This window comes from Rahnella sp. RFA10(1/100) (assembly GCF_004195115.1).
Lineage (GTDB): Bacteria > Pseudomonadota > Gammaproteobacteria > Enterobacterales > Enterobacteriaceae > Rahnella > Rahnella perminowiae.
In genome coordinates this window covers 912,723-931,182 of sequence record NZ_SEWR01000001.1, presented here as the reverse complement: position 1 = coordinate 931,182, position 18,460 = coordinate 912,723, and the positions used below count along the sequence as shown (strand labels likewise).

At 50.2% G+C, this 18,460-nt stretch carries 16 protein-coding genes; 10 read left to right on the top strand and 6 right to left on the bottom strand.

Features of this window, described 5'->3' with window-relative positions:
• Positions 1-216 precede the first annotated feature (216 nt).
• On the top strand, positions 217-1,191 hold the full coding sequence (gene hemB, locus ETV65_RS04085; protein WP_129951659.1) for a porphobilinogen synthase: 975 nt from the start codon (positions 217-219) through the stop codon (positions 1,189-1,191).
• Positions 1,192-1,252: 61 nt separating this feature from the next.
• On the opposite strand, the gene ETV65_RS04080 is transcribed toward hemB, so the two are convergent.
• The 3 genes from ETV65_RS04080 to ETV65_RS04070 form a co-directional block, all read right to left on the bottom strand.
• Positions 1,253-2,284 (bottom strand): glycosyl hydrolase family 18 protein, encoded by a 1,032-nt coding sequence (locus ETV65_RS04080; protein ID WP_129951658.1) that lies wholly within the window; start codon positions 2,282-2,284, stop codon positions 1,253-1,255.
• A gap of 86 nt (positions 2,285-2,370) precedes the next feature.
• A complete protein-coding gene (locus ETV65_RS04075; RefSeq protein WP_129951657.1) occupies positions 2,371-3,045 on the bottom strand; it encodes an acyl-homoserine-lactone synthase in 675 nt (224 codons plus the stop codon).
• An 81-nt stretch (positions 3,046-3,126) separates the two neighbouring features.
• Positions 3,127-5,436 (bottom strand): glycosyl hydrolase family 18 protein, encoded by a 2,310-nt coding sequence (locus ETV65_RS04070; protein ID WP_129951656.1) that lies wholly within the window; start codon positions 5,434-5,436, stop codon positions 3,127-3,129.
• 274 nt (positions 5,437-5,710) lie between these two features.
• Here ETV65_RS04070 and ETV65_RS04065 point away from each other — a divergent pair, with 274 nt between their 5' ends.
• A complete protein-coding gene (locus tag ETV65_RS04065) occupies positions 5,711-6,439 on the top strand; it encodes a LuxR C-terminal-related transcriptional regulator (RefSeq protein ID WP_129951655.1) in 729 nt (242 codons plus the stop codon).
• 62 nt (positions 6,440-6,501) lie between these two features.
• On the opposite strand, the gene ETV65_RS04060 is transcribed toward ETV65_RS04065, so the two are convergent.
• Positions 6,502-6,717: a YgdI/YgdR family lipoprotein gene (locus tag ETV65_RS04060; RefSeq protein ID WP_129951654.1), complete on the bottom strand. Its 216-nt coding sequence runs from the start codon at positions 6,715-6,717 to the stop codon at positions 6,502-6,504.
• Between the two features lie 413 nt (positions 6,718-7,130).
• Between ETV65_RS04060 and ETV65_RS04055 the strand changes: the two genes are divergently transcribed.
• The 6 genes from ETV65_RS04055 (at position 7,131) to opgB (ending at position 15,061) form a co-directional block, all read left to right on the top strand.
• Complete coding sequence (locus tag ETV65_RS04055; RefSeq protein WP_129951653.1) at positions 7,131-8,255, top strand: branched-chain amino acid ABC transporter substrate-binding protein; 1,125 nt, start codon at positions 7,131-7,133, stop codon at positions 8,253-8,255.
• A gap of 172 nt (positions 8,256-8,427) precedes the next feature.
• Positions 8,428-9,342, top strand: coding sequence for a branched-chain amino acid ABC transporter permease LivH (locus tag ETV65_RS04050; RefSeq protein ID WP_129951652.1), 915 nt, complete (start codon positions 8,428-8,430; stop codon positions 9,340-9,342).
• Positions 9,343-9,355: 13 nt separating this feature from the next.
• On the top strand, positions 9,356-10,642 hold the full coding sequence (gene livM / locus ETV65_RS04045) for a high-affinity branched-chain amino acid ABC transporter permease LivM (protein ID WP_205951568.1): 1,287 nt from the start codon (positions 9,356-9,358) through the stop codon (positions 10,640-10,642).
• On the top strand, positions 10,639-11,532 hold the full coding sequence (locus tag ETV65_RS04040; protein ID WP_129951650.1) for an ATP-binding cassette domain-containing protein: 894 nt from the start codon (positions 10,639-10,641) through the stop codon (positions 11,530-11,532). Before livM ends, ETV65_RS04040 begins: the two co-directional genes overlap by 4 nt.
• Positions 11,529-12,245: an ABC transporter ATP-binding protein gene (locus tag ETV65_RS04035; protein WP_129951649.1), complete on the top strand. Its 717-nt coding sequence runs from the start codon at positions 11,529-11,531 to the stop codon at positions 12,243-12,245. Before ETV65_RS04040 ends, ETV65_RS04035 begins: the two co-directional genes overlap by 4 nt.
• Positions 12,246-12,754: 509 nt before the next feature.
• Positions 12,755-15,061: a phosphatidylglycerol--membrane-oligosaccharide glycerophosphotransferase gene (gene opgB, locus ETV65_RS04030; RefSeq protein ID WP_129951648.1), complete on the top strand. Its 2,307-nt coding sequence runs from the start codon at positions 12,755-12,757 to the stop codon at positions 15,059-15,061.
• Positions 15,062-15,263: 202 nt separating this feature from the next.
• On the opposite strand, the gene ETV65_RS04025 is transcribed toward opgB, so the two are convergent.
• Positions 15,264-15,995 carry an SDR family oxidoreductase gene (locus ETV65_RS04025; RefSeq protein WP_129951647.1) on the bottom strand — a complete coding sequence of 244 codons (732 nt, stop codon included), beginning with the start codon at positions 15,993-15,995 and terminating at the stop codon, positions 15,264-15,266.
• Positions 15,996-16,094: 99 nt separating this feature from the next.
• Between ETV65_RS04025 and ETV65_RS04020 the strand changes: the two genes are divergently transcribed.
• Entirely contained in the window at positions 16,095-16,475 is a 381-nt protein-coding gene (locus ETV65_RS04020) for a helix-turn-helix domain-containing protein (protein ID WP_129951646.1), read from the top strand.
• A gap of 166 nt (positions 16,476-16,641) precedes the next feature.
• Here ETV65_RS04020 and ETV65_RS04015 read toward each other — a convergent pair whose 3' ends face one another.
• Positions 16,642-17,508: a LysR family transcriptional regulator gene (locus tag ETV65_RS04015; RefSeq protein WP_129951645.1), complete on the bottom strand. Its 867-nt coding sequence runs from the start codon at positions 17,506-17,508 to the stop codon at positions 16,642-16,644.
• A 100-nt stretch (positions 17,509-17,608) separates the two neighbouring features.
• On the opposite strand from ETV65_RS04015, the gene ETV65_RS04010 reads away from it, so the two are divergent.
• A complete protein-coding gene (locus tag ETV65_RS04010; protein WP_165383689.1) occupies positions 17,609-18,460 on the top strand; it encodes an alpha/beta hydrolase in 852 nt (283 codons plus the stop codon).

Sequence of the window (18,460 nt, the reverse complement as noted above, 5' to 3'; positions counted from 1 at the left end):
ATGCGAACGGGAGGATTCAGTGAACCGGCCGATTACTGAGATAAAATTGCGGCCGGTGTTACATCTGCTCACGGAAAGTTCATCATTTGTTTAAAAGTTATTATAAAATACTGGCTCCATCGTCTGACGGCGCTGCATTGCCTCCTGCCGTCTGAACTGTCTGCGCTCCTGTTTCTCAAAAATATCAGTGCAACAGATTAATTTTTAGGAGTTTTCATGTCGAATCAGTTCCCGAGCTCACGCCTTCGTCGCCTGAGACAGTCCGAATCCCTGCGCACGCTTTTTCAGGAAACCGAATTTAGCGTCAATGATTTGGTACTGCCGATTTTCGTAGAAGAAGAAACCTCTGAATACGTACCCATCGAAGCCATGCCCGGCGTACTGCGCATCCCTGAATCCCGTCTGGCGTTTGAAATCGAACGCTACGCCCGTGCCGGTATCCGCTCGGTGATGACGTTTGGTATTTCGCATCACATGGATGCCACCGGCAGTGATACCTGGAATGAAAACGGTCTGGTCGCGCGTATGGCGCGTATCTGCAAAGACACCGTGCCTGAAATGATCGTCATGTCCGACACCTGTTTCTGCGAATACACTTCACATGGCCATTGCGGTGTGCTGCATAACCACGGTGTGGATAACGACGCAACCCTGATCAACCTTGGCAGACAGGCGGTGGTAGCCGCCGCCGCCGGGGCAGATTTCATCGCGCCATCCGCCGCTCAGGACGGTCAGGTGCAGGCCATCCGCAGTGCGCTTGATGAAGCCGGATTTATCGATACCTCGATCATGGCCTATTCCACCAAGTTCGCGTCTTCGCTGTACGGACCTTTCCGTGAAGCGGGCGGCAGCGTGCTCAAAGGCAACCGCAAGCAATATCAGATGAACCCGATGAACCGCCGCGAAGCCGTGCGTGAATCGTTGCTGGATGAGCAGGAAGGTGCAGATGCACTGATGGTGAAACCGGCTGGCGCGTATCTGGATGTGATCCGTGATATCCGTGAAGCCTCCCGTCTGCCACTGGCGGCGTATCAGGTCAGCGGTGAATACGCGATGATCAAGTTCGCCGCACAAGCCGGTGCTATCGATGAGCGTGCCGTGGTGCGCGAAAGTCTTGGTGCGATCAAGCGTGCAGGCGCAGATATTATCCTGACCTATTTTGCCATGGATATTGCTGAAAACGGGCTGTAATTTCTTTTTATGCTTCAAACGAAAAACCGGGCTTCCGCCCGGTTTTTTGCATTACAAAAGCTTAACGGGAAGGGCATACGAATCTGCGGTTTTTGGTTGCCGGGTGGGACTCGAACCAGACCCTACCACTGTGAAGGGTTGTCCCCGGCGCGGTGGTGGCCGGTGTTAAACCCAACACAAACAGCTGTGAATATTCGCCTGCCACTCTCTGTTCAGGATTACTGCTGGTTTCGAGATCAACATAAGTATAACCGGATGGATGATCACGGTTAAATGACCATATACCGATAAAACTCAACGGGTTAAGCTTAGCAAACCGTGTTAGGGTATTGACATCGTCCAGTTTGAACATGCTGGCATCATCGTTGAGACCAATCATTGGCGTAACGGCCACTTTGGCCAGGCGCCGGGCTTCGGAAAGATCAGGGTAAAGAAGCAGCAATTGTGTACTGATGCTCAGTGCCGCCTCTACAGCAGCTCTGCCCATATCCGTTTGTGTTGCCGGGTCATTATCCGGATCGCCATAATCCATCGCCATACCATTGACACTAAACTCCAGACCCGCATTTTTTGCCAGCCTGAGGATCTCCACACCGCTCAGATTCAGGCCGGTAGGCAGGGTCGGCAGGGTAAAACTGATGGCAACGTCAGGTCTGAGGCTGACAACTCTTTTCAGAGCCGCACATATTTTAGCGGCATCAAACAGCCCGTTTTCCAGATCGAAATCCAGCCCTTTGGCTCCGTACATATCTATAGTGGCAATGTAGATCTCTTCAAGTTCCACGATACTGAAATGGGTGGAGATATCGGAATTGGCGGCCCCGCCAAATGAGATGATGACAGAAAGCCCGGCGCTGTTAAGCTCATCCGCCAGCGGCAGTGCCCACTCTAAAGGCATGGCAGAACTTGCCGCCCAGCACGGGGTATTGGTTTCCGTATCCAGTGTCAGAAACCCAAAAATTAACCCGTCAATTTTCCACCTGAGGGCCTGTTCGTAATAAATGGGATTAGGTCTGCCATTCGGATATTGTTGCCAGTCACTCCACAACGCATTAATAGTGACGTCAATAAAAGGTAAATAAGAATTTGACATGATATTTCCTTAATAAATTAATAGGGATTGAGGATTAACAGTCAGGGTTTATCTACTGCGGTTGTTCACGGATATAGCAAGGCGCTTCATTTGGAATGGTTAAAAAGGGCTTCCTCCGTTTGCTGATTGATATTCATAAAAATAACCACGGTTTGTGCGCTGCCTATTTTGACTACATTCCCCACCCGGTAAATCGAAACTCCCTGGATCACCAGTAAGCGTTCAATGGCAGCAGTGGTGACAAAGACATATTGTGAAATCTGGTTGCGTTGTGCATATAAAACTAAATTACGCAGGAGCCGGACTACCGGGCCAGAGAATCCGTATCCCCCGGCGTCATGACTCTTTTCAAAGGAAAAACGTGAAAGTTCGCAGACTGATGCAGAACAGGGAAGGGGAGCCTGACTTTGCCACAAATCAGGAAAAACTTCGCTGAGCATATAAGGGGCCGTGGTGGGCAAAAGGCGCACACAGCCTTTGACGTTATTGTTAATATCGGTAGTAATAATATAATCAGTGTCGATAGTGTCGAAACGATCTGTTTCCTGCTCATTGAAACTTTCTACATCCCATTTCAACCGTTGTTTAAATACACGATGCCGAAGTTGAAACATCGATAATAAGAGCGTCTGATTTCTTCTGCTTCCGGAAATACATCCGTGAAGTACGGCATGTGAAACAAGGCGTGGGTCTGTTATATCAATATCTGTATTGTCGGAATGAAAAATGCTCTCCGGCGTGATAATTTCGGCTTGGCTCATATTCAATACTCATTCGTTAATAATCAGTGCAGGCTAATCACCGCCTGCACTGATAGTCAGTGATAAATAGCGGGAAATCCGCTACATATTACGACCCGGATTACGCCCGCGTGGTGCGCAGCATCCCCCTCTCACGCCCGGGCAGTTTGGTTGACCTCCGACATTGCCGGAGCCTAATTTCAACCATGGATCCCCGCCGGCTTCATCCAACGTGCCTGGCTCTGTTCCCTGAGTCCACCATTTCGCTTCATAATTACTGCCCTCCCAGCTAACACGGTCGCCCTCATTATAAGTCTCCGTGGCGCTCCATTGCGGATACCCGGTTGCCGCCTGAACGGTAACATTGTAAGCCGCAGTGTCGCTCGCTCCGCTGATATCAGTCACGGTCAACTGGAACACCAGTGAATGATTAATCAGCACGGTTGGCGCGGTGTAAGTCAGCGTTTCACCGGTCACGGATGTGGCAGTGACATCTGCTGGTAAACTCCAGAAGTAGCTCAACACTTCGCCGTCAGGGTCATACGAGTTTGCCGCGCTGAGTGTACCCGTTGCGCCGCTGCTGACTGTTTTACTGCCGGAGACTGCCGCCACCGGAGGCTCATTCACGCCACCTGCGACCAGGAAGGTATAGGTATCAGTACCGGTTTTGCTGCCATCAGAGACGGTAAGTGAAACGGTATAACTGGCCTGATACCCTGCGGCAGGCACCCGCAGGTGAATAATCGGGTCTGTCAGGCTGCCGCTGACAATTAAGCCCGACGGGACATTCCACTGATAAGTGATCGGGTCACCGTCAGGATCGTAGGAATGACTGCCATCAAAGGTAAGTTGGGTAATCGGAGAGACCGGGCTTTTTGGCCCCACGATTTGCGCGACCGGTGCGCGATCGAGCGGATCAACGCTGGCATTAATACCTTTAAAGTAAAAAGGTGCCATATCAATGGCTTGTGTCACTATCGGGGCACCCAGCCCTTCACGCGCAGCATTGACCAGCAGACCGTTATCCTGATCGGCAGTCCAGGTAAATACGCCTCCCAGCCCTTTTGAGCGGGCATATTCAGCTTTCGCTTTTACGGTACGCGGCGTATCCAGAGAGATAAATAATTTAGAAGACGAGCTGTACAGATAGTCTGCGTCAGCCTTTTCATCGGTATAGAGTTCGAAGCCGTTTTTCCCTTTTTGCGCTTCCAGATCCAGATAGTTATAAATAATGTCATACCATTCTGAGCTTCCTGACTCAAAAGTCCCCGTTGTCGTTGCGGCACCTGGTTCATAGGTACCGACCAAAGGTGACAGTTGAGAGATCGCCGCATTACGCGCATTACGGGTATAACCTGCGTAGCCAATGTTAATATTACTCTGCGCCACACCTATTGAAATCAGATAGTCAACTGCGGCATCCACGCCATAGCTGGTTTGTTCTGTTTTATGCAGGTTCGTATGATGATTCAGTGCCGGAGCCCATGGCGTACCGAAGAAATCGTAGGTCATCACGTTAATTCCGTTCAGACCTGCAGCCAGCAGACCCGGGATGTCGGCTTTCGCCAGAACCGCCGGATCGGCTGAAGAGGCGATACTGATTCTGGTGTTTGGCAATCCGGCATTGTTGAAAGCTGCCCGCAACTCTCTCATTAAAATGACATAGTAAACACTGTCGTCATCGCCATAAGGGTTGTTATTGCCTGCTGCTCCCGGATATTCCCAGTCAATGTCGACTTCTGTGAACATCGGGAAACGTTTGAAGATATCCACAATGCTGGCACAGAAGCGAACACGCTGTTGGGCATCGCGTGACATGTTGTAAAAACCGTTACTCATGGTCCACCCACCCACGCTAAATGAGAGAACCAGATCATGACCGAGTGTTTTTGCTTTTTTCTGCAAATCCCGCAGACCGCCTAAAATCCCCTGAACTTTTTCCTGCTGGAAATCGTCAGGCATGGTGATGTCTTTATAACTCGGGAAGCCATTATTGACGTAGGTTTGGGTATCACCCCAGACATCGAGGAAAGTAACAGAGCCGTCCTGATCGTGAATACCAAATGCTGCTGCCCCGCTGGAGATGGCTGCAGATTTCTCACCCAAATCACCAAGAATGCCGACAAAACCCACAATTAATTTGTCGAATGCCGTTGGCGAAACAAGTGCCAGGTCAACGCCACGGCCGCGATCTGCGGGTTGCTGGCTGCCTTGCAGGCGGCCATCATATTGTGACCAGTCGGTGTAATAACCAAAGACTTTTGGGCGACCTGCAGTGTTGTATTTGTTATATACCGGTTTAGCTACGCGGGCTGCGGTATAACTGAATTTTTCGGTATCAACGGCGGGATCAAATCCGTCGATCAGATAAGATTCAGTTGTCGCGGCATCGGGTTTTGTAATTTTAGACATAAATTTTCCTTAACAGTTAGCATTCTGAATTATCAGCATGATATAAATCTGAAACAGCATTTCGTCTTGGAACGTGAATTATTTTGGCTGTAATTCTGTGTTGTGCAAATTGGCCTGTTAATTTTTTATTTTTTAATTTCAATAAGTTAAATTAAATAAACTAAAAAAAATCAAAAACCTGATACTTATTACAGGTATTGCAGGCAGTTTAATTGACAGGCAATCGAGCCTTCCTATAATCATTGCAACGCTGTGTTTGGATGAGGAGAGGGAAATGTTCCCTGGAGATTGCATTTGCACGAAATTCAGCGACTTAAATTATTGTATGGATGACCAGATAAAATTAACTTTGGATAAGTGGTTATACTCAATTCGATTCGACAGCTATGCTTATGTTATAACGCCGAGAAAAGGCTTCGATGATTTTTTTATTCTTGAAGGTTTTAACGCCAGCTGGCGCCGGCAATATATGGAAAATGGGTTTCATAAAATAGACCCTATTATTAATAAGGCTCAGAGTTATCAGCAAGCTCATATATGGAGCAGTGTGTCGCTTTCGGGAAGTGATCGCTTTTTAAATTGTGCGAAGGCGCATGGTATCCGGTATGGATATTCCATGTCTTTACCGATAAATGACCAGTATATAGGCGTGCTCAGTGTGGCACGAAAAGAAGATATATTTGTTTCGCAAAAGGAATCCATGAATATTATTGGAATGATTACAGTGTATTTGCACAAACTTAATAATCAATTTTTAATGGATTTTAATAATAAACTTATTGATAAGATAGGTGATTTAACGCCGCCAGCAATACTGACTTCAAGAGAACGTGAATGTTTGGTCTGGCTTGCGGAAGGGAAAACCAGTTGGGAAATAAGCCGGATTCTGTCAATTTCAGAAAGAACAGCAGTATTTCACATTAACAATTGCATGACCAAACTTGGGGCTAAAAATAGAGTGCAGGTGATAATGAAAGCCATGAGAGCCAATATTATTAAATAAAACGGGCCTGTCACTGGCAGGCCACATTTTGCCTTCGTGTCAGATGACTGGCCCCGTCTTACCTACTTTTTCACAATACCCGCAATATCATTGGTGTTCATCAGGTGATAATCGCCGTTCATGTCGGTATAGCTGGTCATACCGGTATCGCGGTCACGATCCGGTTCACCGTGGGCGAAAAACTGGTCGCCGGATTTCGTATTAATCACATAATCGCTGGCACAGCCGGTTAATGCCAGGGCCAGAACCCCGGCCGTCAGGCAGAATAATTTCTTCATTGTTCAGCAGGTTCCTGTTGCAATCATTTGCCGGCATTACAAAACAAACTGCCGTAAGAAGCAAAGAATAAAAATGTCACTAAGCGTAATAGTGCGTGCAAAACCGCGATTGTGCACCAGCACGGTGCGATGTGATCCCGTCGTTGTTTCTGTGACTTGTTCGTAACGCTCTTGCGCCGCTATCTATACTCACATAACCCGTAACATTCTCAAAGGTTCTGTAACACTGGCAGATATTTTGCTTATGTCTCTTACCTTTGATGTTTTCACCCCTGGTGATAAGCGGGGAATCCTCAGTCTCAAGATTAAGCATTAAATTTCACATTTTCAGATGACGACTTCGTGTTGGTGTTTTTGCTACATGCGTTTTCCTTCACCCGTTTTGCATTAACTCAGTCCTAAGGATCATGATGATGTCGATGAAATTTATTAAAAGTCCTCTTTCTTTGTTGCTGGCAGGCTGTCTGGTCACGGCGTTTTCTGCGCGTGCGGATATCGTGATTGGCGTCGCCGGCCCGTTCACCGGCCCGAATGCCACCTATGGCGATCAGTACTGGCATGGTGCCACACAGGCCGCTGATGACATTAATGCCGCAGGCGGAATTAACGGCGAGAAAATCAAACTAGTGCAGGGTGATGATGCCTGCGAACCGAAACAGGCCGTTGCGGTGGCGAACCGTCTTGTTGATCAGGATAAAGTGCAGGCGGTTGTCGGGCATTTTTGCTCATCTTCTACCATGCCAGCGTCCGAGGTTTATAACGATGCCGGAATTATCGCCATCACACCGGGTTCAACCAACCCGCAAATCACCGAACGTGGCATGAGCGATATGTTCCGCATGTGTGGACGTGACGACCAGCAGGGGCAGGTTGCCAGCGATTACATCATTGACAAGCTGAAAGCCAAAAAAGTGGTCATTATCCATGATAAAGATACCTACGGGCAGGGGCTGGCGGATGCCACCAAAGCGGCGCTCAACAAGCGTGGCGTGAAGGAAGTGATGTACGAAGGGCTGTCGCGAGGTGAAAAAGATTTTAACGCGCTGGTCACCAAAATCAGTGCGCAGAAACCGGATGTGGTGTTCTTCGGCGGTTGCCATCCGGAGGCCGGTCCGCTGGTGCGCCAGATGCGTGAGCAGGGCGTGCAGGCCACCTTCTTCTCCGGTGACTGCATCGTGAACGAAGAAATGGTCACCGCCGCAGGTGGCCCGCAATACACCAACGGCATCCTGATGACCTTTGGTAAAGACCCGCGCCTGATCCCGGAAGGTAAAGCGGTCATCGATAAATTCCGTGCCAGCAAGTTTGAGCCGGAAGGTTATACCCTTTATTCCTATGCCTCCGTTCAGGCCATTGCCGCAGCGTTCAAAGCCACCGGCGGCAGCGATTCCGCCAAAGCCAGCCAATGGCTGAAAGCCAACAGCGTGGATACTGTCATGGGCAAAAAAGCCTGGGACAGCAAAGGCGATCTGAAAGTTTCGGATTACGTGGTTTATAAGTGGGATGACAAAGGCAAATATCAGGAAGTGAAAGAATAAAGCACGCTTATTTGCCATTTGAACCCGGGCAGTGCTCAGTGACCTTACGTATTCTATGTACGCGACGGTTCTTGTGCGCTGACCGGGTCCGGACGGCTGTAGCGATAATGTTTTATTCGCTTTAATGAATGCGCCTTAGCCGGGCGCGGTCACAAAAAGAGACTGCGTATTTATGGATTCATTCTTTCTGCAACAGTTATTTAATGGCATCACGCTGGGTGCTGTTTACGGATTGATCGCCATCGGCTACACCATGGTTTACGGTATTATCGGCATGATTAACTTCGCACACGGCGAAGTGTATATGATTTCAGCTTACCTCTGCGCCATTGCGCTGGCACTGCTCTCTTTCTTCGGACTTCACTCTTTTCCGCTACTGATCCTGGGCACTCTGGTGTTCACCATCGTGGTCACCGGCGTTTACGGCTGGGCAATTGAGCGCATTGCCTATAAGCCGTTGCGTAATTCGACCCGCCTTGCACCGCTGATTTCTGCTATCGGCATGTCGCTTATCTTACAAAATTACGCCCAGATCAGTCAGGGGCCGCGGCAGCAAGGTATTCCGACCCTGCTGGATGGCGCGTTCCGTTTTCATATCGGCGAAAGTTTTGTCCAGATGACCTACACCAAAATTTTCATCCTGCTGGCATCACTGGTGGGCATGCTGGTTTTATCGTGGATTATCAGCCACACCAGACTCGGGCGGATGTGTCGCGCCGTGCAGCAGGACAGAAAAATGGCTTCGATACTGGGCATTAATACTGACCGTATCATTTCGCTGGTCTTCATGATGGGTGCCGCGATGGCCGGGCTGGCCGGGGTGCTGGTGACCATGAACTACGGCACGTTCGATTTCTATGCCGGATTCATCATCGGCATCAAAGCCTTCACCGCCGCGGTGCTTGGCGGGATCGGCTCATTACCGGGCGCGATGCTCGGCGGGCTGATCCTGGGGATCGCCGAAGCGCAGTTCTCAGGCATGGTGAATTCCGATTATAAAGACGTATTCTCCTTTGGATTGCTGGTGGTGATCCTCATTTTCCGCCCTCAGGGCCTGCTGGGCCGTCCGGTCGTGACGAAAGTGTGAGGAAAATAAAATGATGTCACAAACTGCTGTGAACAGTGGCTTTTCACTGAAACGCTGTCTGCTGGATGCCATTTTTGCCGGGCTGGTGGCGCTGATTATTTTCGGGCCGGTGGTTGGCGTGGTGCTCGATGGCTACAGTTTTAATTTCCATAGTCAGCGCCTGGTCTGGATGATTGTGGCGGTGATGTCCGGCCGCTTCCTGCTCAGTGTATTTTTAGAAACGAGGGCCGGACAGAAAATGCGTGCGCGTTTCGAATCTGACAGCGCGGGTGTGTATGTCCGCGCGCCGGATGACAAAAGCAATCTGCGCTGGATTATTCCACTGCTCCTCGTGCTGGCGATTTTCTTTCCGTTCGTCGCCACCAAATATATTCTGACGGTTGCCATTCTGGGGCTGATTTATGTCCTGCTCGGCCTGGGACTGAATATCGTGGTCGGTCTGGCTGGTTTGCTCGACTTAGGGTACGTGGCGTTTTACGCCATTGGTGCATACGGACTGGCGCTGGGATATCAGTACCTCGGGCTGGGGTTCTGGTCGATGCTGCCGCTGGCGGCGGTGATGGCCGCACTGGCAGGCGCTTTGCTGGGTTTCCCGGTGCTGCGTATGCACGGGGATTACCTGGCGATCGTGACGTTAGGTTTCGGTGAAATTATCCGGCTGGTGCTGACCAACTGGTTATCTTTCACCGGTGGCCCTAACGGGATATCTGCCCCTCCACCCACTTTTTTCGGTCTGGAATTTGGCCGGCGGGCGAAGGAAGGCGGCGTGCCGTTCCACGAGTTTTTTCATCTGACTTATAACCCGAACATGAAATTTATCTTCATCTATGCCGTGCTGGTTCTGGTGGTGTTGCTGGTGTTGTTTATCAAACACCGGCTGACCCGCATGCCGATTGGCCGGGCGTGGGAAGCGTTGCGTGAGGATGAAATTGCCTGCCGTGCGATGGGGCTCAATCATGTGCTGGTCAAACTGTCTGCCTTTACGCTCGGCGCGTCCACTGCCGGTATTGCGGGGGTGTTTTTCGCCACGTATCAGGGTTTCGTTAACCCGACGTCTTTCACCTTTTTCGAATCTGCCCTGATCCTCGCGATTGTGGTGCTGGGCGGTATGGGTTCAACCATCGGCGTGGTACTGGCAGCATTTGTGCTGACCGTCGCGCCGGAACTGTTACGCAGCTTTGCTGAATATCGCGTATTGCTGTTTGGCGTATTAATGGTGGTGATGATGATCTGGCGGCCGCGCGGCTTAATCCGCATCAGCCGCAGCGGGTTTGCCGTGCGCAAAGGAGTCGCACCATGAGCGAAGCGTTAGCCGATGACAATATCCTCAGTGTTGAACATTTGCGTATGCATTTCGGCGGTATCAAGGCGCTGAACGATGTGAATCTTGCGGTGAGACGCGGTTCGATTACCGCGCTGATCGGCCCGAACGGGGCAGGGAAAACCACGGTATTTAATTGCGTTACCGGTTTCTATAAAGCGTCCGGCGGCAATATTTTGCTCAATACATGCCGGCGCACCACCAATGTGATCCAGGTGCTCGGACAGAAATTTCAGCCGGATGACTGGATTAAACCGGCGCAGCTGGGCAAACGTATTTTCTACAAAATGTTCGGTGGTACGCACCTGGTCAACCGCGCCGGGCTGGCGCGAACTTTTCAGAACATCCGGCTGTTTCGTGAAATGTCGGTGGTTGAAAACCTGCTGGTGGCGCAGCACATGCAGACTAACCGCAACCTGATTGCGGGCGTGCTCAATACACCCGGTTACCGCCGGGCTGAAAATCAGGCGCTTGACCGCGCATTTTACTGGCTGGAGGTGGTGGAACTGGTCGATTGCGCCAACCGGCTGGCGGGGGAGATGTCTTACGGTCAGCAGCGGCGGCTGGAAATCGCCCGTGCAATGTGTACCGCGCCGGAAATGATTTGCCTGGACGAACCGGCTGCCGGTCTGAATCCGGTGGAAACACGTACGCTGAGTAAAATTATCCGTTTCCTTCGCGATCATCACGATATTACCGTCCTGTTGATAGAACATGATATGGGCATGGTAATGGAAATTTCCGACCATATTATCGTGCTCGACCACGGCGACGTGATTGCCGAAGGCATACCGCAGGTTATTCAGAATGATGAAAAGGTCATCGCCGCGTATCTGGGTGCTGATGAAGATGACGAGGTCAGCTTATGAGCGACACGATGCTGGAATTTCGCGATGTGAATGTGTATTACGGGGCGATTCAGGCATTGCAGCAGGTGTCTCTGAAGGTGAATCAGGGAGAAACCGTGGCGCTGATCGGCGCCAATGGTGCCGGAAAATCAACGCTGCTGATGTCGATATTCGGTCAGCCACGCATACAGAGCGGGCAAATCCTGTTTCGCGGAGAAGATATCAGCCGCAAATCGACACACTTTGTGGCCTCGGCGGGAATTGCACAATCGCCGGAAGGGCGGCGCGTTTTTCCGGATATGACCGTGGAAGAAAATTTACTGATGGGCACCATTCCTGTCGGGAATCAGCATGCGGCAGAAGATCTGCAAACCATGTTTGCGTTATTCCCGCGCCTGAAGGAACGCCGTAAACAGCGGGCGATGACCATGTCCGGTGGCGAACAGCAAATGCTGGCGATTGCCCGTGCGCTGATGAGTCGTCCGAAGCTGTTACTGCTCGATGAACCGAGTCTCGGGCTGGCACCCATTGTCGTGAAACAAATTTTCCAGACCCTGCGTGAACTGGCGAAAAGTGGCATGACGATCTTTCTGGTGGAGCAAAATGCGCATCATGCGCTCAGGCTGTCTGACCGGGGTTACGTTATTGTCAACGGGCAAATTCGCCTGAGTGGGACGGGAGAAGAACTTTTGCATAATCAGGAGGTGCGCAAAGCCTACTTAGGTGGGATCTGAGCCCCGTCTCCCTGAAGTTGCAGCTGTATTGGCTGCACTCTCTTATCTGAATCACTCAATTGTGTCTGCGCATTGTGCGTTGCTCGCCGGGCTTAACGTCAGTAATTACGGGTATCTCAGCCAGTCACCTCTAATAAGGTTTATTCCGAATTTGTTAATTTTCAACCGCCCTCCACATTTCACTCACAGTATTCCGCTATCATAAGATTCTTACTGAAAAGTGACCATAAAGTTAAATTTCTGGGTTATCATGCGAAATCAGCCGTCAAAAATTTGTAAAATACCATTTTTTTAGGCGAAATCAGTGACCTGAAGCCGGGTGAAGGCGTTGACCCGTTCAGGCTCAACAGGCTATATAGCGCTATCCGTTTTTGGCATGAATTTTCCTGTCTCAGGGATGAAGTGAATGATCCAGGTCATTCGCTCGATGAGTTGAACCGTCGGCGCTGCTCGCAAAACAGCAGAAATGGGTCGTAGAGTTTATTGTTTTAATCAGACAGGGTGCTGAAATGGCTTCTGAGATAATTTCATTTGTATTATTTCTTTCTTCTATTTTTCTCTACGTCACGCGGGCGTCGTCCAGCCGTGTCTGGTTTTCACTGGTGCTGTTTTTCCTCGGGCTTTACGTCATTCTGAATGTCATCCTGATCGGCAGCAATTATTTCACCGGCGAAGGCATCACGGACGCCGTGTTATATACCGTTACCAGCAGCCTGAAAGGGGCGGGGCTCAATAAATATATCCTGCCGTTTATCGGTTTACTGGCGGGGCTGATTGCCGTATTTGCTTTGCTGGCGTGGGGGCTGAAACAGCGTCGTGCTAAAAACAGCAGTGCCGTCTACAGCGCACTGGCCGTGGTACTGGCGGTCTTTTCCGTGGGTTCCACTCAGGCATTCCAGAACATTTCCCGGCTGGTCAAAACGCAAATTTCCGGCAACGGCGCAGATTTTAATACCTATTACAAAGTGCCCGAAAAAGTCATCAAGGGCGCGAAAAAACCTAACCTGGTTTATATCTATGGCGAGAGTCTGGAACGCACTTATTTTGATGACAAGGTTTTCCCCGGCCTGACGACCGAATTAAATCGCCATAAAGCGCAGAGCACTGATTTCACTAATACCAAACAGTTGCCGGGCACGGGTTATACCATCGCCGGTATGGTGGCTTCCCAGTGCGGGATCCCGCTGTTTGCGCCGTTTGATGGCAATGCCTCCAGTGCACTGGCGACCTTCTACCCGGAAAACGTGTGTCTTGGCGACGTGCTCAAAGGTGCCGGCTATACCAACTATTTCTATCAGGGCGCAGAACTGGCTTTCGCAGGTAAAGGTACTTTCCTGAAATCCCATGGTTTCGACCATCTTTATGGCTACAACGAATTGCGTCCGACCGTGGCGGATCCGTCTTACAAAAACGACTGGGGTTGGTATGACGACACCTTGCTGGATGAAGTGTATAAAAAGTTCATCACGCTGAGTCAGGAAGGTAAGCCATTTTCACTGTTCACGCTGACCGTTGACACGCATCATCCTGATGGCTTTATTTCCCGGGGTTGTACCCGCAAGGAATATAAAGTGAACGGTAAAGCTAACCAGTCACTGAGTGCCGTGTCCTGTAGTCAGGAACTGATTGCCGCCTTTATCGATAAGATTAAAAAGTCCGGTTATTTTGATAACACCGTCATTGTGGTGTCTTCCGACCATCTGGCAATGAACAACACGGCATACAACATTCTGACTAAACAGAACCGTAAAGACCTGTTCTTCGTCCTTGACGGGCGTCATCCGGTGGGTGAGCTCAATGCGGCGAAACGCAGTACGCTGGATAATGGTGCGACCATACTGGATATGATGGGCGGCGATAACTATATCGGTCTCGGCCGCAGCGGTGTTTCTGCGACCTCGATGACCGCGCAGTTCCTGAATATTGATGACAAAGTGAATGCCTGGAAACCGGCGGTCATCAAACAATGGGGCTTCCCGAACAGCATCAAAAATTATGCGGTGAATACCAAAGACAGTACCTTTACTTTCTCCGGCATGACCATCAAAACGCCGTTTATTCTGAAGGTCACGGGAGACAAAATTGAACCGATGTTCGATGTCTATCTGTCAACGCCGTTGAAAAAACAGCTGGCCGGACTGGCGACCAGCGATAACTTTGTCTGGGTCGATAAATGCTACGAAATGGGCCGTGTGTGGGCACCGGAGTTGTCGCTCAATACCGGCCTGTGTGTTGCATCGGGCAACCTCGGGGCGAAGCCGACAATTGTGCAGGCCACCGGCGATACCTTCAAAGGTAAAGTAGACTTCGCGAAAGACACGTCGGGCAGTAACGCCATTTATCAGCAAACCCTGAATGCGTTGAACATTGACGATGCGGCCACTACCTACCAGTCGAAAGCCATTGCCTTTATGGTGCCGGGATTGCCGGAGCAGGTAAAAGCGATTACCGGTGTGTCTGCCGTTGAAAACTGGGGACGTTGGTCAGATGCCAATCTGGCACCGTCGGTGAAAATTGATTATGTCAAACCGCTGCCCGCTACTTTTGATGTGGTGATCCGCGCACGTGCTTACGGTAATAATATTGATAAGCCGGTTTCTGTCCGCGTCGGGGATCAGGAACAGTTTGTGACCTTTGGTGATACTGACGGCATCGTGAAAGTACAGTTCACCAACCCGGGGGCGGAGCAGAGTATCGTGATCACGCCGCCGGAGCCGACTGAGCCCACCGAAGGGACCAGCGGTGGCTTCCAGCCGCGTAAGCTGGGCATCGGTATGGTTTCGCTTGAAGTTCAGCCGGTGGATCCGCAGTCTTAATCTGCAGTTTGCCGCAAACATTAAAACCCGCCCCGGCGGGTTTTTTATTGGCAGCAATGACCCATGTTGAAAAGGCGATGTTGCCAGTCCCATAGCCAAACCTGCCTTTCTTCTCCAATGTGATCGGCCAAAATTAAGAACAGCTGGCTGCCCAACGAAATCCTTTTTGTGGGCAGTTTAGTGCCAGAGGCAAGCGCTACAACTAAACCTGTGTCAGCCCACCGTCCACACAGATTTCTGCTCCCGCGATATAACTGCTTTCATCGCTCGCCAGGAAGAGTACGGCGTTTGCGACTTCTTCAGGTTTGCCCATTCTTGCTAACGGTATTGCGCTGATTATCCCATTACGCAGTTCTTCGGAGGCTGCAAGCATCATTTCCGTATCGACAGGGCCAGGGGCGACCACATTAATTCGAATACCGCGGGCGGAGAGTTCATGTGTCCATGTGCGGGCAAAAGAACGAAGTGCCGCTTTACTGGCACCGTATACACCATATCCCGGCGTGCCAATCACATCGGCAATCGAACCTATCAAAACGACGCTCGCTCCCTTTTTCAACAGGGGAAGTGCTGCCTGCATAGCGAAAAGCGGTGAGCGCACATTCAGGCCGAAAATAGAATCAAAATGTGCCGGGGTGACGTCATTAATTGTCGAGTATTCTGCCATTCCGGCATTAATGACCAGCACATCTATCTGGCCGGACTCTGTCTCGATCAAATCAACGATCCGTGTCAGTTCGCTTATCTGGCTGACATCAGCACGTAGCGGTCTGGCGTTGCCCTTTATCGTGTGACCGGCGGCGTCTAACTCCTCATCCCGCCGGGATGTGAACCAGGTTGTCGCACCTTCACGGGCAAATCTCTGACTGATTGCAAGACCAATGCCTTTTGCTCCGCCCAGTATCAGGGCCACTTTGTTGTCTAATCTTCTCATCTGCTTACTCCTGTTCGAATGGAAAAGAGATGATATAATTTTTATACTTAATAACAATTACGCACTTTACGTAAACTAAGTATGCCGGAGTATATCGCTATGACACAGATCGATAGCAGTGACTTAAGAGATGTAGGAAAAACCCGTCCTGTTCTTGAGAACATCACTAACAAATGGTCGATTTTAATTCTCACGGTGCTTTGCACTAAACCATCCCGCTTTAATGAACTCCGTCGCCGGTTAGAGGGGATCACTCACAAAGCCTTGTCCGATGCGCTTAAGCGTCTCGAACGTAATGGGTTGGTATACCGCAAGGTACTTCCTACTTCGCCGGTGAGTGTGGAATACAGTCTTACCGCGTTGGCACGGACCCTACAGGAACCGTTTATTGCACTGTACGAATGGGCGCTGGAGCATGGAGCAGAAATGGAGCGGGCCCAGGAAATGTATGACGCTTCCCGGGTGAAAGAGATGAGTTAAAATAAGAGTTACTGTCGGCCGGGCAGGGGACCGACGGTAATCAGGCCTGCGTTCTGGCTGACGTCCGCTTCTTGCTGCTCATTAAAATCTCTTGCGGACGGTTTTGTGTCAGAAGCGGACATTGATGACAATCATTGTATTAATCAATTAAAAGCCTGTCAGTTCACTACCGCTGTTTATGCATCACCCTGGTCAGCATCTGGCAGAAGGCCTCGCTTGCGGGATTAAAGCGGTATTCGTTCACGCGCAACAGGCAATCTACCGACGGCAGCGGCATCATCATCTCAAACCCGGACACGTTACAAACCGCTTTATCAATGCTGTATTGATTGATTATGCCCACACCCAGGCCAGTCGTTATCGCTGCAAGCATACCCGCTACCGAGGGGCACTCCAGCATCACAGTAAACGGAATTTTTGACTGACGAAGTTTTTCCTCGGCCAGGCTACGGTAATAGCAATCCGGTCCCCACGTAATAAGCTTCAGGCACTTATCAGATTCATACCGCCACGCAGGCGTTGCGCACCAGTATAACTTTTCACTCCATAATACCTGGTCTTCCGGCGATGCCGTGCCCGTGAAATCCTGATGTAAGATGATTTCCAGACTTCCTTCAGAAAAATGCTGACGAAGGAGATGACTTTGCTCAACAACCAGCTGTATATCCACTTCAGGATGGTGGTGCGTGAAGGTTGAGATAACCCCACATATTTCGGTCATTGAGATGTGTTCCGTGACTCCAATTCGCAGCTTTCCACGGAGTGCAGAAGGAGAAAAATAGGCCACGGCATTATCGTGCTCCGTGAGTATATTTTCCGCATGGCGCAATAAAACGCTGCCTTTTTCCGTCGGAACGGTTTTACCGTCGATGCGCGTAAATAGCTGACATTGAAGATGATCTTCAAGCCGTCTGAGCTTCCAGCTTACGGCGGACTGGCTCAGATTGAGGAGTAATGCAGCCTTACTCATATTGCCCGTTTGCACCACAGTTCTGAAAACTCTGAGCGAATCAACGGAGAGTCGTTTATTCATTTTTTATGACAAAAGTTGGTTTACATCGGGAAAGAATGTCACTGGTGTCATATTCAGTCAACGGATAGCCTGACTGAAACGAGCACAACGGAGAAAGCTTATGCCCGCTAATAATGCATTACTGAATAGCGACGTTTTGATAAAGGGTTGCCGCATTGCGACCGGGATCCATGGTTCAGGTACACCTCTGGTGCTGGTGCATGGTACTCCCGCACATTCTGTAATCTGGCAGACACTGGTTCCGGTATTTGTCGATGCGGGGTTTCGCGTTCACCTTTATGACCTGCCTGGGTTTGGCGCATCCGAGCGCCCTTTGACGGCTGATACCTCGGTTGCCTCACAGGTGAGTTTTCTGCTGAAGCTGCTTGAACACTGGCAACTCGAAAAAACGCATCTTTTTGGTCACGATATCGGCGGGGCAATTTCGCTCCGGCTGGCGTTCGACAGGCCATCCCTTCTGCAGACACTTACACTTGCAGATATTCCGAGCTACGACTCCTGGCCTTCATCCACATGGAAAGATATGCGGGATAACTATGCGGATTATGCGCGAATACCTGCCACTGAGCATTACCGCGCAATGTCCCGCCAGTTGCAGATGGCCGTTTTTAATAAGCATCTTATGACAGAGAAGCGGCTGGAAAGTTATCTCGCGCCGCTTTGCGGTGTGGTGGGCCAGGCTTCATTCTATCAGCATCAGGTTGCGCACTATAATGCCTGTTACACCGCTGATTTTGCAGAAAAACTTCCGCAACTCCGGTTACCTGTGCAGATTTTATGGGGCGCGGAAGATGAATGGCAACCCGTTGAGTATGGAAAGCGTTTGCAGCGCGATATCGTCTCTTCCACGCTGCATATCTATCAACAGGCCGGACATTTTTTAATGGAAGATGTACCCTTACCTGTCGCCGCACAGTTAATTGATTTTGTTAATCAACATAATATGAGGTAG

Coding starts and splice junctions, on each gene's coding strand:
- ETV65_RS04080 (WP_129951658.1), bottom strand. CDS start 2,284: ATGTCAAATTCTTATTTACCTTTTATTGACGTCACTATTAATGCGTTG.
- ETV65_RS04040 (WP_129951650.1), top strand. CDS start 10,639: ATGAGCGAAGCGTTAGCCGATGACAATATCCTCAGTGTTGAACATTTG.
- ETV65_RS04020 (WP_129951646.1), top strand. CDS start 16,095: ATGACACAGATCGATAGCAGTGACTTAAGAGATGTAGGAAAAACCCGT.
- ETV65_RS04070 (WP_129951656.1), bottom strand. CDS start 5,436: ATGTCTAAAATTACAAAACCCGATGCCGCGACAACTGAATCTTATCTG.
- ETV65_RS04025 (WP_129951647.1), bottom strand. CDS start 15,995: ATGAGAAGATTAGACAACAAAGTGGCCCTGATACTGGGCGGAGCAAAA.
- livM (WP_205951568.1), top strand. CDS start 9,356: ATGTCACAAACTGCTGTGAACAGTGGCTTTTCACTGAAACGCTGTCTG.
- ETV65_RS04035 (WP_129951649.1), top strand. CDS start 11,529: ATGAGCGACACGATGCTGGAATTTCGCGATGTGAATGTGTATTACGGG.
- ETV65_RS04050 (WP_129951652.1), top strand. CDS start 8,428: ATGGATTCATTCTTTCTGCAACAGTTATTTAATGGCATCACGCTGGGT.
- ETV65_RS04065 (WP_129951655.1), top strand. CDS start 5,711: ATGTTCCCTGGAGATTGCATTTGCACGAAATTCAGCGACTTAAATTAT.
- ETV65_RS04055 (WP_129951653.1), top strand. CDS start 7,131: ATGTCGATGAAATTTATTAAAAGTCCTCTTTCTTTGTTGCTGGCAGGC.
- hemB (WP_129951659.1), top strand. CDS start 217: ATGTCGAATCAGTTCCCGAGCTCACGCCTTCGTCGCCTGAGACAGTCC.
- ETV65_RS04060 (WP_129951654.1), bottom strand. CDS start 6,717: ATGAAGAAATTATTCTGCCTGACGGCCGGGGTTCTGGCCCTGGCATTA.
- ETV65_RS04075 (WP_129951657.1), bottom strand. CDS start 3,045: ATGAGCCAAGCCGAAATTATCACGCCGGAGAGCATTTTTCATTCCGAC.
- ETV65_RS04015 (WP_129951645.1), bottom strand. CDS start 17,508: ATGAATAAACGACTCTCCGTTGATTCGCTCAGAGTTTTCAGAACTGTG.
- opgB (WP_129951648.1), top strand. CDS start 12,755: ATGGCTTCTGAGATAATTTCATTTGTATTATTTCTTTCTTCTATTTTT.
- ETV65_RS04010 (WP_165383689.1), top strand. CDS start 17,609: ATGCCCGCTAATAATGCATTACTGAATAGCGACGTTTTGATAAAGGGT.